Annotated in this window: 11 protein-coding genes; 9 read left to right on the forward strand and 2 right to left on the reverse strand. The window is 70.7% G+C overall.

Features of this window, described 5'->3' with window-relative positions:
* Positions 1-29: 29 nt before the first annotated feature.
* On the reverse strand, positions 30-1088 hold the full coding sequence (locus tag OIE67_RS00985) for a PQQ-dependent sugar dehydrogenase (protein WP_326635722.1): 1059 nt from the start codon (positions 1086-1088) through the stop codon (positions 30-32).
* A gap of 38 nt (positions 1089-1126) precedes the next feature.
* Here OIE67_RS00985 and OIE67_RS00990 point away from each other — a divergent pair, with 38 nt between their 5' ends.
* The 6 genes from OIE67_RS00990 (at position 1127) to OIE67_RS01015 (ending at position 9615) form a co-directional block, all read left to right on the forward strand.
* A complete protein-coding gene (locus OIE67_RS00990; RefSeq protein ID WP_326635725.1) occupies positions 1127-2035 on the forward strand; it encodes a 2-hydroxyacid dehydrogenase in 909 nt (302 codons plus the stop codon).
* Positions 2036-2271: 236 nt separating this feature from the next.
* Positions 2272-4896 (forward strand): putative bifunctional diguanylate cyclase/phosphodiesterase, encoded by a 2625-nt coding sequence (locus OIE67_RS00995; RefSeq protein WP_326635727.1) that lies wholly within the window; start codon positions 2272-2274, stop codon positions 4894-4896.
* A 204-nt stretch (positions 4897-5100) separates the two neighbouring features.
* Positions 5101-6840, forward strand: coding sequence for an acetolactate synthase large subunit (locus OIE67_RS01000; RefSeq protein ID WP_326635728.1), 1740 nt, complete (start codon positions 5101-5103; stop codon positions 6838-6840).
* On the forward strand, positions 6833-7357 hold the full coding sequence (gene ilvN / locus OIE67_RS01005; protein ID WP_326635730.1) for an acetolactate synthase small subunit: 525 nt from the start codon (positions 6833-6835) through the stop codon (positions 7355-7357). The genes OIE67_RS01000 and ilvN overlap by 8 nt, the downstream gene beginning before the upstream one ends.
* Before the next feature lie 21 nt (positions 7358-7378).
* The gene (gene ilvC, locus OIE67_RS01010) at positions 7379-8362 is read left to right on the forward strand and encodes a ketol-acid reductoisomerase (RefSeq protein WP_106249500.1); all 984 of its coding nucleotides are present in this window, start codon (positions 7379-7381) and stop codon (positions 8360-8362) included.
* Between the two features lie 275 nt (positions 8363-8637).
* Complete coding sequence (locus OIE67_RS01015; RefSeq protein ID WP_326635732.1) at positions 8638-9615, forward strand: NAD(P)-dependent alcohol dehydrogenase; 978 nt, start codon at positions 8638-8640, stop codon at positions 9613-9615.
* Between the two features lie 162 nt (positions 9616-9777).
* Here OIE67_RS01015 and OIE67_RS01020 read toward each other — a convergent pair whose 3' ends face one another.
* Positions 9778-10533 (reverse strand): TetR/AcrR family transcriptional regulator, encoded by a 756-nt coding sequence (locus OIE67_RS01020; RefSeq protein ID WP_326635735.1) that lies wholly within the window; start codon positions 10531-10533, stop codon positions 9778-9780.
* A 169-nt stretch (positions 10534-10702) separates the two neighbouring features.
* Here OIE67_RS01020 and OIE67_RS01025 point away from each other — a divergent pair, with 169 nt between their 5' ends.
* The 3 genes from OIE67_RS01025 to OIE67_RS01035 all read left to right on the forward strand — a co-directional run bounded on the left by OIE67_RS01025 (position 10703) and on the right by OIE67_RS01035 (position 12466).
* Positions 10703-11065: an ester cyclase gene (locus tag OIE67_RS01025; RefSeq protein WP_326635737.1), complete on the forward strand. Its 363-nt coding sequence runs from the start codon at positions 10703-10705 to the stop codon at positions 11063-11065.
* A 62-nt stretch (positions 11066-11127) separates the two neighbouring features.
* Positions 11128-11658 (forward strand): PadR family transcriptional regulator, encoded by a 531-nt coding sequence (locus tag OIE67_RS01030; RefSeq protein ID WP_326635739.1) that lies wholly within the window; start codon positions 11128-11130, stop codon positions 11656-11658.
* 85 nt (positions 11659-11743) lie between these two features.
* Complete coding sequence (locus tag OIE67_RS01035; protein WP_326635741.1) at positions 11744-12466, forward strand: siderophore-interacting protein; 723 nt, start codon at positions 11744-11746, stop codon at positions 12464-12466.
* Positions 12467-12488: the final 22 nt, after the last annotated feature.

Consider the following 12488-nt stretch of genomic DNA (forward strand, 5'->3'; position numbering starts at 1 on the left):
CGGCGTGACGGCGGACTTCCGCCGGAGGGTCAGGACGGGGTGACGGACATGATCCGGTCGTCGCCGTCCCTGACCGAGCCGCGGCCGTCCTTGTTGCTGGTCCCGACCCACAGCCTGCCGTCGGGGGCCGTGACGACCGCGCGCAGGCGGCCGTACCGGCCGGTGAAGTGGGCCGCGGGCGTGCCGGCCGAGCCGTCGGCGCTCAGCGGGATCTGCCACAGCCGCTCGCCCCGCAGCGCGCCCATCCACAACGAGCCGTTCGCGTACGCCAGGCCCGAGGGCGAGGCGTCGGAGGTGGGCCAGGTGAGGACCGGGTTCGTGTAGCGGTCGTCGTCGCCGCGCCCCTCGACCTCCGGCCAGCCGTAGTTGGCCCCCGGCTTGATCAGGTTCACCTCGTCGTAGGTGTTCGCCCCGAACTCCGAGGCGTACAGGCGGCCCGAGTCGTCCCAGGCCAGGCCCTGGACGTTGCGGTGGCCGTAGCTGTAGACCAGCGTGCCGAACGGGTTGCCGGGCGCCGGCGCGCCGTCCGCGGTCATGCGCAGGATCTTGCCGCCGAGCGAGTCGCGCTGCTGGGCCAGGTCGCGGTCGCCGGTCTCGCCGGTGGTGGCGTACAGGAAGCCGTCGGGGCCGAACGCGAGCCGGCCGCCGTTGTGGATGCCGCCCTTCGGGATGCCCTCGACGATGACGCGCCGGTCGGTGAGACGGTCGCCGTCGAGGCGGTAGCGGACGATCCGGTTGTCCTGATCCGCCGTGTGGTAAAGGAAGATTTGCCGCTCTCTGACGGCCACGCCCATCAGGCCGCCCTCGCCGTCCGGCCGTACGCCCTCGATGATGCCCAGTTCCTTCACCGCGCCCGCCTGGCTCACCCGCAGCAGCCGGGCCGAGTCGCGCTCGGTCACGAGGGCGTCGCCGCCGGGCAGGAACGCGATCCCCCACGGGACGGCCAGCCCGGTCACGACGTCCTGGGGAGCGCCGGGCGCGGCGCCCGCCGACACGGCCGCCGTGGGGAGCGCCTCCCCGCCGCCGCCGTAGGAGCCGGAACAGCCGGTGAGCACGGCCATCAGCGCGATCGTCCAGAGCTTCCTCATGTGTTCCATACTGACCCCGTAGTCGTAAGGTTCTCGGCATGAAGACCTGGGTTCCGTCCGTTTCGGTGGCCGATGTACTGTCCGACCTCCCCGGCGTTGAATGTGCGGTCTATGACGGCACGTCCGCGATGCCGGACGGAGTGGGCGACGTGGAGGTGTGGATCCCGCCGCTCATCCCCGTGCCCGACGTGCCGGGGACGCTGGCCAGGATGGGCTCGCTCAAGCTGCTGCAGACCGTGACCGCCGGCGTGGAGGCGTACCGGCCGCACATGCCCTCGGGCGCGGTGCTGTGCAACGCGCGCGGCGTGCACGACGCGGGCACCGCCGAGTGGGCGGTGGGCGCCATGCTGGCGGTCGTCAGGGAGTTCCCCGGGTTCGTGGACGCACAGCGCAGGGGGGAGTGGACCTACCACCACACCGGCGTGCTGGCCGACTCGCGCGTGCTGATCGTGGGTTACGGCTCCATCGGCGCCGCGCTGGAGCGCCGGCTCGACGGGTTCGAGGCGGAGATCGTCCGGGTGGCGCGCAGCGCCCGCGACGGCGTGCACGCCATGGACGAACTGCCCGCGCTGCTGCCGGAGGCGGACGTCGTCGTGCTGCTGGTACCCGCCACCGCGGCCACCGCCGGCATGGTGGACGCCGCGTTCCTCGCCCGGATGAAGGACGGCGCCGTGCTCGTCAACGCCGCCCGCGGCGGGATCGTCGACACCGACGCGCTGCTCGCGGAGCTCAAGAACGGCAGGCTGCGCGCCGCGCTCGACGTGACCGCGCCCGAGCCGCTGCCCGAGGGACACCCGCTCTGGGGCGCGCCGGGCCTGCTGATCACACCGCACGTCGCGGGCAGCACCCCCGCGTCGGTGCGGCGGACGCTGCGCCTCATGAGGGCTCAGTTGGAGCGCTATCTCGCCGGCGAAGCGCTGGTCAACGTCATCACCGACGCATATTGAGAGGATTCCGGAACGTGGCTGGTCCGTGACCTTCGGTGCGTACGGTTGCGTTTGCAGGGAGTTCCTGACTGACTGTCAAGGGACTCTTGGCGGCAAATGGTCTGTGTGGTTATCAGATCGGTGACGACATCGGCGTTGTCACCACCCGCGCACCCACGACCGCACACACTGGCGAAGTGATCGACCGGGCTTCGGCGGTCGCAGGTGCAGGGTTCGAGACGGGATGGGCAACGACTGTGATCCGCTGGCGTGATCCACGGGTGCCGCCGGCCGCCGCGGCGGCGGCAGGAGCGGTGGTGTTCGCCGCTGCCGTCCTCGCGCAGGGCCCGGCCCTGGTCACCGGCGCGGTCGCCGGAGGGCTGGCGGCGCTGGTCGCCGCGGGCTCCCTGCTGTTCGCCTCGGTGAAGCAGGCCGCCGGTCACCGCCCGACGGCGATGGCCGCCCGCTGGATGGGCGGCGGGGCGGTCATCTGGGCCGCCGGGGTGGCGCTCGAGTCGATCGCCGAAGGTTTCGTGGCCAGTTTCGCCGACATGTTCGTGCTGCTCGGCGCGGTGGTCACGGCGGGGGGCGCGCTGATCGCCGCCGACCGCAGATTTCCGGCCAGAGTCGCCTTACGGCAGCTCACGGACGCCTACCTGAGCGCCGCCTCGCTCTTCCTCGTCGGCTGGGTGGTGGCGCTGCGCCACGTCTACGCCGAGACGGCCGATCCGCCCGCGTTCACGCTGGTCATGCTGCCGCCGCTGATCGCGCTGCTGGTGACCTGCGCCGTGATCCCGTCGGTGGTGACCAGCAGGTCCTCCTCCTGGCTGCTCGGCCTGGCCGGGATAGGCGTGCTGGCCACGATGACCGTGGCCGGCGTGGGGCAGGCGGTGGCGCGGCTGATCGACGGCGAGCCGCAGCTCTGGAGCGTCATGCTCGCCCCCGTCGCGCTGCTGCTGCTGGCGGCCGTCCCGTGGGGCCCCAAGCCGGGTGAGTCCGCCCGCCCGGCGGTCGGCCACGCGATCGGGGTCGCGCCGCTGGCGCTGGTCGCCGTGGCCGCGGTCACGCTGCTCGTGCACCAGGCGGGCGGGCGGGCGGGTGCGTCGGTGACCGGCGTCGTGCTGGTCGCCGTGTCCATCGTGCTGCTCCTGCTGGTGCGCCTGTTCGTGCTCTCCGCGGTCAACGTACGCCTGCGCGGCCTGGTCAAGCTGGGCGACCGCCAGCTCAGGGAGCTGGCCGAGAGCACCGGCGACGTGGTCTTCGCCTGCGACTACCAGGGTGTGGTGCGCGAGATCGGCCCCGGGGTCGAGGTCACCTACGGCTACTGCCCCGACGAGCTGATCGGCGGCTCGATCTTCGACTACATCCATCCCGAGGACGTGCCAGGCATCCAGGCCGCCATGCGGGCCATGCACCTCGACGAGGAGAACGCGGCGCCCGGCACGTGCCTCATCGCCTGCCGCGTGCGCGCGGCCGACGGCACCTGGCGCCCCACCGAGTCCGTGGCCACCCGCCGGGTCGGCGGTGACGAGCGGATGCTGGTGACGACCAGAGACGTCAGCGACCAGGAGGCGTTGCGCAACCAGGTCGCCCACCTCACCTTCCACGACGGCGTCACCGGCCTGCCCAACCGCGCCTACTTCGAGGAGCGCACCCGCGAGGTGCTGGCCGGGCGCACCTCGGGCACGGCCAACGTCGCGGTCATCTTCCTCGACCTCGACGGATTCACCTCGGTCAACGACTCGGTCGGCCACGCCAGCGGCGACTACCTGCTCGGGCAGGCGGCCCGCCGGCTGCGCGGGGCCGTGCGCCCCGACGACACGCTGGCCAGGTGGGGCGGCGACGAGTTCGCCGTGCTCGTGGAGACCGGCGGCGAGGCGCAGGTCGCGGTCGATCTGGCCGAGCGGCTGGTCGGCGCGGTCTCGCAGGAGCCGTTCCGGGTGGCCGACCGCGACGTGGCGATCACCGCGAGCGTGGGCGTGGCCTTCGCCGAGGACGACCAGCCCGCGGGCGACCTCATGCGCAACGCGGATGTGGCTATGGCGCGCTCCAAGGAGCTCGGCGGGCGGCGCGTCGAGGTGTTCGCCGCGCAGATGCACGCCGACGTCGTTCGCCGCCTGGAGCTGGCCGCCGACCTGCAGCGGGCGCTGATCGAGCAGCAGTTCGCGATCGAGTACCAGCCGGTGGTCGACCTGGCCACCTCGCGGGTGACGGCCGTCGAGGCGCTGGTGCGCTGGTGGCGCGGGTCGGTGTTCGTGCCGCCCGAGCAGTTCCTCGGCCCGGCCGAGGACACCGGGCTCATCGTGCCGCTGAGCGAGTGGATCCTGCGCGAGTCGTGCCGCGAGGTGGCCGCCTGGCGGGCGTCGTCCTGGGACATCGGGCTGTCGCTCAACCTGTCGGCGCGCCAGATCATGGCGCCCAGGTTCGTCGAGACCGTGGAGGAGGCGCTGGCCGAGAGCGGGCTGCCCGCCGCCGCGCTCACCCTTGAGGTGATCGAGGAGATGCTGGTCGAGGACGCCGAGGAGACGATCAAGCGGCTGTCCGAGCTGCGCGCCCTCGGAGTGCGCCTGGCCATCGACGACTTCGGCACCGGCTACGCCTCGCTGGCCTTCCTGCGCCAGCTCCCGGTCGACATGATCAAGATCGACCCGTCGTTCGTGTCCGGGCTGGGCCGCGACGACACGCTGACCCTGCTCACCCGCACGATCGTGCGGCTCGGCCACGACCTCGGGCTCATCGTGGTGGCCGAGGGCATCGAGCGTCCCGAGCAGCTCGAACTGCTCAAGCAGATGGGATGCACGCGCGGGCAGGGGTTCCTGGTGGCGCGGCCGATGGCGGCGCGAGGGGTCGACTCGCTGCGCAGGACGAGTCTCACCGTTTGAGACATGTGTCCACCAAGTTGACACTGGGGCGTTCGGAGCGGCTATGGTGTAAGCCATGCTTCGCAGTGAGATTCTCGTAGTACTTCGCCGGCGCGCAGGCCGATAGCGAAGCACGACGACCTGCGCGCCGCCCCAGACCCGCCAGTCGGCGGGACGGGGCATTTTTTATGTCCTTAAGCGAGTAGCCACGCAAGGAACGAGCCGATGACCGAACGGATGACAGGTGCACAGGCCCTGGTCAGGGCGCTGGAGCACGTGGGAGTCGACACAGTGTTCGGGATCCCGGGCGGTGCCATTCTGCCGGCCTACGATCCTCTCTACGACTCGACCAAGGTCCGTCACGTGCTCGTACGCCACGAGCAGGGGGCGGGGCACGCGGCCGAGGGCTACGCGCAGGCCACCGGCAAGGTCGGGGTGTGCATGGCGACCAGCGGCCCCGGCGCCACCAACCTGGTGACCCCGATCGCCGACGCCTACATGGACTCGGTGCCGATCGTGGCCATCACCGGGCAGGTGGCCAGTGCCGCCATCGGCACGGACGCCTTCCAGGAAGCCGACATCTCCGGCATCACCATGCCGATCACGAAGCACAACTTCCTGGTGACCGATCCCGCGGACATCGCCCGTACGATCATGGAGGCCTTCCACATCGCCTCCACCGGCCGTCCCGGCCCGGTTCTCGTGGACATCTCCAAGGACGCGCTGCAGTCCGAGACCACCTTCAGCTGGCCGCCCACCATGCAGCTCCCGGGCTACCGCCCGGTCACCAGGCCGCACTCCAAGCAGATCCGCGAGGCCGCCAAGCTGATCGCCGAGGCGAGCCGGCCCGTCCTGTACGTCGGCGGCGGCGTCCACAAGGCCAGCGCCTCGGCGGAGCTGCTGCAACTGGCCGAGCTGACCAACATCCCGGTCATCACGACCCTGATGGCCAGGGGCACCTTCCCCGACAGCCACCCCCAGCACATGGGCATGCCGGGCATGCACGGCAGCGTGTCGGCCGTCGGCGCGCTGCAGAAGTCCGATCTGATCATCGGCCTGGGCGTGCGCTTCGACGACCGGGTCACCGGAAACCTGGCGTCGTTCGCCCCGTACGCGAAGATCGTGCACGCCGACATCGACCCGGCGGAGATCTCCAAGAACCGCCACGCCGACGTGCCGATCGTGGGCGACTGCAAAGAGGTCATCACCGACCTCATCGGCGCAATCGAGGCGTCCGGCCAGAAGGGCGACTACGCCGACTGGTGGACGATGCTCAACGGCTACAAGCAGACCTACCCGCTGGGCTACGACGAGTTCGAGGACGGCTCGCTGGCCCCTCAATACGTCATGGAGCGGCTGAGCGCGATCGCCGGGCCCGAGACGTACTACGTGGCCGGGGTCGGGCAGCACCAGATGTGGGCCTCGCAGTTCATCGGCTACGAGAACCCGGGCACGTTCATCAACTCCGGCGGCCTCGGCACCATGGGCTTCGCCGTCCCGGCCGCGATGGGCGCGAAGATGGGCCGGCCCGACGCCACCGTGTGGGCCATCGACGGCGACGGCTGCTTCCAGATGACCAACCAGGAGCTGGCCACGTGCGCGCTGGAGGGTGTGCCGGTCAAGATCGCCGTCATCAACAACGGTAATCTCGGCATGGTCCGCCAGTGGCAGACGCTCTTCTACGACCAGCGTTACTCCAACACCAACCTGCAGACGGCGCGCCGTATCCCGGACTTCGTCAAGCTGGCCGAGGCCTATGGTTGTGTGGGCCTGCGATGCGAGCGTCCCGAGGACGTGGACGCCGTCATCAAGAAGGCCATGGAGATCAACGACGTGCCCGTCGTGGTCGACTTCGTCGTCCACCAGGACGCGATGGTCTGGCCCATGGTCGCGGCGGGCACCAGCAACGACGACATCAAGATCGCCCGTGACATGGCGCCGAAGTGGGAGAACGAGGATGAGTAGACACACGCTGTCGGTGCTGGTCGAGAACCGGCCCGGCGTGCTGGCACGCGTGTCGGCGCTGTTCAGCCGGCGCGGCTTCAACATCGACTCCCTGGCCGTCGGGCCGACCGAGCACGACGACATCTCCCGCATCACGATCGTGGTCAGCGTGGAGGAACTGCCGCTTGAGCAGGTCACGAAGCAGCTCAACAAGCTGGTGAACGTGCTCAAGATCGTCGAGCTGGACCCGACGCAGTCCGTGCAGCGCGAGCTGATGCTGATCAAGGTCAAGGCCGACTCCGAGAGCCGCTCCCACGTGCTGGAGCTCGTCCAGCTCTTCCGGGCCCGCTGCGTCGACGTCGCGTCCGACGCGGTGACCATCGAGGTCACCGGCACTCCCGACAAGCTCGAGGCCTTCGTCAAGGTGCTGGAGCCGTTCGGGATCAAAGAACTCGTCCAGTCGGGCATGGTGGCCATCGGCCGCGGCGCCCGTTCCATCACCGACCGGTCCCTCAGGGCACTGGACCGTACCGCCTGAAAGGTTTAGCAAGTGACCGAGATCTACTACGACGACCAGGCCGACCTGTCGATCATCCAGGGGCGCCACGTGGCCGTGCTGGGGTACGGCAGCCAGGGCCACGCCCACGCGCTCTCCCTGCGTGATTCCGGCGTCGACGTGCGCGTCGGGCTGCCCGAGGGCTCCAAGAGCCGCGAGAAGGCCGAGAACGACGGCCTGCGCGTGCTCTCGCCGTCCGAGGCGGTCGAAGAGGCCAACCTCACCATGATCCTCGCGCCGGACCACATCCAGCGCCACCTGTACGCCGAGCACGTCGCCCCCAACCTGGTCGAGGGCGACGCGCTGTTCTTCGGCCACGGCCTCAACATCCGCTACGGCCTCATCGAGGCCCCCGAGGGCGTCGACGTGTGCATGGTCGCCCCCAAGGGCCCCGGCCACCTCGTCCGCCGCCAGTTCGAGGCCGGGCGCGGCGTCCCGGTGCTCGTGGCCGTCGAGAAGGACGCCTCGGGCAAGGCGCTCGACCTCGCGCTCTCCTACGCCAAGGGCATCGGCGGCACCCGCGCGGGCGCGCTGCGCACCACGTTCAAGGAGGAGACCGAGACCGACCTGTTCGGTGAGCAGGCCGTGCTCTGCGGCGGCGTCTCCGAGCTGATCAAGGCAGGCTTCGACACCCTCATCGAGGCCGGCTACCAGCCCGAGGTGGCCTACTTCGAGTGCCTGCACGAGATGAAGCTCATCGTCGACCTCATGTACGAGGGCGGCATCTCCAAGATGTACTGGTCGGTCTCCGACACGGCCGAGTACGGCGGCTACACCCGTGGCCCGCGCGTCATCACCGACGAGACCCGTCAGGAGATGCGCCGCATCCTGTCCGAGGTTCAGGACGGGACCTTCGCCCGGCAGCTGGTCGAGGAGTTCGACGGCGGGCAGAAGGAGTTCCAGCGCTACCGCGGGGAGCTGTCCGAGGACGCGATCGAGAAGACCGGCGCCAAGCTGCGCCCGATGATGAGCTGGCTCAAGGCCTGAACGGCTGAACGCCTGCCCGGCTGAACGCTGGATGGCGGAACGGCCGAGCGCCTGAACGGCCGAGCGCCTGAACGGCCGAGCGCCTGAACGGCCGAGCGCCTGAACGGCCGAGCGCCTGAACGGCTGGACGCTTGAACGAACGCGAGCCGCGGCGGCTGGAGGATCTCCTCCGGCCGCCGCGGTTTTTTGTCGTCCGCGACCCACTCACAAGCACCCATGGGGGAGGTATGGTTTTCACGTGTCAGAAAGTCCTTTCACGTGTCAGAGGAGACGCCATGACGATGAAGGCCATCCGCTACCACGCTTACGGCCCGCCTGACGTCATCGAGCTGCGCGACGTGGCCAGGCCCGTGCCGGGCGACGGCGAGGTGCTCGTCCGGGTACGCGCGGCCGCGGTCAACCCCGGCGACCACCACCTGCTCAGAGGCAGCCCGTACATCCTGCGTGCCATGGCGGGCCCGGCCCGGCCGAAGCACCCCGGCCTGGGCAACGACCTGGCCGGCGTGGTGGAGGCGGTGGGCGGGGGCGTCACGGCGTTCGAGCCCGGCGACGAGGTCTTCGGCTGCGCCCGGGGCGCCTTCGCCGAATACGTCACCGTGCGCGCGGACGGGCCGCTGGCGTACAAGCCCGCAGGGCTGACGTTCGAGCAGGCCGCCGCCCTGCCCACCTCGGGGCTGACCGCGCTGCGGGCCCTGCGTGGCGAAGGGCGGGTGCGGGCGGGGCGGCGGGTGCTGGTCAACGGGGCCTCGGGCGGCATCGGCACGTGCGCGGTGCAGCTCGCGAAGGCGTACGGGGCCGAGGTGACGGGCGTGTGCAGTGGCGGGAACGCCGACCTGGTCCGTTCACTGGGCGCCGACCACGTCATCGACTACGGCAAAGAGGACTTCACCCGCACCGGCCGCAGATATCACTTCATTCTCGACAACGTGGGCAACCGTACGGTCGCCGACCTGCGGCGCGCGCTCACGCCCGACGGGATCCTCGTCCCCAACAGCGGCACCGGCGGCGGGCCCTGGTTCGGGGTGATAGGCCGCCTCATCCGGTTGAGGGCGATGTCCCCGTTCGTCCGGCACACCTTCGTCACCATCGTCACCCAGGAGAACGCCACGGACCTCGGCACCCTGCGCGAACTGGTCGAAACAGGCAAGCTCACCACCGTCATCGACCGGACGTACCCGCTCAGCGAGGTCCCCGAAGCCATCACCCACTTCGAAGGCCGCCACGCCAGAGGCAAGATCGTCATCACCCTCTGAGCGCCGTGCGCCGCTGGGCGGTGTGTCCGGTTGGGCGGTGTCTGAGCGTCCTGCGCCACCGAACGGTGTGCCCGGATGGGTGGTGCGCGCGACTGGGCCGTCTGCCTGGGTGGGCGGCTGGGTGGTGTGCGCGGATGGGCGGTGGAGCCGGGCCCGGGGTTCTTACCGCCGGGACGGGGGTCGTAGTCCGTCGAGGATGATTCGGGCGAGGTGGGCGCAGCGTTCGCGGCTGGTGTCCGCGCCGGCGTGCTGGATCGCGGCGAAGGCCCCGGCGACGATCGCCATCACCTCGTCGACGGTCACATCGGCACGTACGACGCCGGCGCTGTGGGCACGATCGAGCAGGCGCGCGACCTGGTGCGTGAGGTCGGCGGCGGCATCGGGTGCCGCGTCGCGCAGGTCGAACTCGGCGGCCGTGAGCGCGCTCTTCACCGCCGCGTTCTCCGCGCCCGAGGCCATCATCCGGGACAGCAACGTGAACAGCGCGCCCGGATCGCCGGTGCCGGCGAGCGCCTCTCCTTCGGCGACCAACTGCCTGATCTGATCGATCGCGACGGCCAGGTAGAGCGCCTGCTTACTGGGGAAGTGCCGGTGAACGGTGCCGGGGCCGACCCCCGCATGGCGCGCGATCTCGTCGAGCGAGATGCCGAGCCCTTGCGCGGCGAACAGCCGCTGCGCGGTCCGCAGCACCTGCTCACGATTGCGACGCGCGTCAGCCCGCATCTCCCGGTCGTTGCGCGTCTCGGCCCGCGACTCCTGGTTGTGGCCCGCGTCGGCGCCCAACTCGCGGTTGTTGCGCGTGTCGGCTCGCGGCACCTGGTTGTTGCGCGTGTCGGGCTGCGACTCGCGGTTGTTGCGCGCGTCCGCACGCTGCTCCCGGTCATTGCCCGCGTCGGGGTGCGACTCACGGTTGTTCACGGGGTCCGCCGGTGGATCGGCCGGGGGGTGTCCGTGGTTGGACGTATCACCGGGCTAGCTTAACCGGGGCGGCGCCCCGTATGCTCCTTGGCATAAGCGGGGCGACGCCCCGTTTAACTGGCCGGCCTCGCTCGGAGGCGGGTCTGCCGATGACGAGGAGGTCTCTTCGATGACCAGCCGTGAGGAAGCCGGCGCTCTGGTGCGGCGGATGCAGGAATGCTTCAACACGCGGCAGTTCGACCAGGCCGCCGAGTTGTTCACGCCCGACTTCCGCAACCATCCGCTCGGCGCCATCGGGTTCGAGGCGGGGCGGGCGGCCTGGGCGCAGGTCGTCGCCCGGTTTCCGGACATGCGGGTCGTGGCCGAGGACCTTTTGATCGACGGTGACAAGGTGGCGGTCCGCTCGTCCGTCGAGGGGATGGACGTTCAGGGCGGCGACGTCCGTCCCGTGCTGATCGAGATCTTCCGCATCGACGGCGGCCGGCTCGCGGAGGCCTGGGGGGTCACCGAGGGTCCGGATCCGCGTCGCTGAGGGACCGGCATCGAGATAGTACGTCTTTACTCCGATATATCGTTCGATATAGCATCCGACTCATGATGAACGCACGTCGTAACCAAGGCGCCGGTGGCTTAGGCCCCACGGGGCGGTTCTTCGGGCCGGGTGAGCTGCGGCTGGCCATCCTCGCCCTGGTCGCCGAGGGGCCCGGCCACGGCTACCACCTCATGGGCCGGCTCGCCGACCGCTTCAACGGCACCTACGAGCCGAGCGCCGGCTCCATCTACCCGACCCTGCAACTGCTGGAGGACGAGGGCCTGGTACGCGCCGAGTCCGAGGACGGCCGCAAGGTCTACCACGTCACTGACGAGGGCGGGCGGGTGGCCGCCGAGCGGGCCGAGGAGATCGAGCGCCTGTGGGGCCGGGCCGCGGGCCGGGGCGAGTGGGGGATGTTCCGCGAGCCGGAGGCGGCGGAGATCGTCGGCCCCGCGCTGCGCCTGGTCAAGGCGGCGGTGAAGGCACTCGCTCACGCCCACGGGGATCCGCGGGTGGTCGAGCGGATCCAGGAGATCTTCGTGGACGCTCGCCGCCAGATCGAAGACCTCGACCCCAGGAGGAGCCGATCATGAGCCCGAGTGTCCTCCGCCGCCGAATCGAAGGACTCGACTTGCCGGCCTTCGCCGTGCGCGAGGTGGCCATCGAGGGGAGGCGGTCGTGAGCACGATCATGCCCCGCAAGCTGCTCGACCGGTTCTTCGTCAAGGGGGAGGTGGTCGAGGTCGAGCAGCTCACCGCGCGCATGCGGCGGGTCAGGATCGGCGGGCCGGCCCTGGCGTACCTGCGGTGGACCCCCGGCCAGCACATCCGGCTGCTGATCGAGGGCCGCGGCCCGCTGGGTGGCGTGCTGCGGACGTACTCGGTCTGGCGGCACGATCCCTCGTGGGAAGCCCTCGACCTCGTCGGCTACGACCACGGCGGCGACTCGCCGGGCGTCACCTGGATCAGGAACGCCGCTCCCGGCCAGGAGATCGCCTTCACCCGCCCGGAAGGGAGCTTCGTGGTGCGGGAGGAGGCCCCGTACCACCTGTTCGCGGGGGAGGAGACGGCGTCCGTGGCGTTCGGGCCGATGTTGCGCGCCTTGCCCGCCGGGGCGCGGACGTACGGGGCGGTGGAGGCGGAGGGGCCGGGCGACCACCTCGGCCTGCCGGGCGATCTGGTCGAGGTGTGTCGCGGCGGCGCGTCGGCGGCGGGGTCGCGGGCGCTGGTGGACGCGGTCAGGAAGCTGGACCTGCCCGACACCCCCGGCGTGGCCTACCTGGCGGGGGAGGCCCGCACGATCCAGGCCGTGCGCGCCCATCTGGTCGGCGAGCGCGGATGGCACCGCAGGGACGTGCGGACGAAGCCGTTCTGGACGCCCGGGAGGAAGGGCCTGGACTGATCCGTACGAGGACTCCGCTGAG

The organism is Nonomuraea fuscirosea (assembly GCF_035917475.1).
GTDB lineage: Bacteria > Actinomycetota > Actinomycetes > Streptosporangiales > Streptosporangiaceae > Nonomuraea > Nonomuraea fuscirosea.

Coding starts and splice junctions, on each gene's coding strand:
- OIE67_RS00985 (WP_326635722.1), bottom strand. CDS start 1,088: ATGAGGAAGCTCTGGACGATCGCGCTGATGGCCGTGCTCACCGGCTGT.
- OIE67_RS00990 (WP_326635725.1), top strand. CDS start 1,127: ATGAAGACCTGGGTTCCGTCCGTTTCGGTGGCCGATGTACTGTCCGAC.
- OIE67_RS01000 (WP_326635728.1), top strand. CDS start 5,101: ATGACCGAACGGATGACAGGTGCACAGGCCCTGGTCAGGGCGCTGGAG.
- ilvN (WP_326635730.1), top strand. CDS start 6,833: ATGAGTAGACACACGCTGTCGGTGCTGGTCGAGAACCGGCCCGGCGTG.
- OIE67_RS01015 (WP_326635732.1), top strand. CDS start 8,638: ATGACGATGAAGGCCATCCGCTACCACGCTTACGGCCCGCCTGACGTC.
- OIE67_RS01025 (WP_326635737.1), top strand. CDS start 10,703: ATGACCAGCCGTGAGGAAGCCGGCGCTCTGGTGCGGCGGATGCAGGAA.
- OIE67_RS01030 (WP_326635739.1), top strand. CDS start 11,128: ATGATGAACGCACGTCGTAACCAAGGCGCCGGTGGCTTAGGCCCCACG.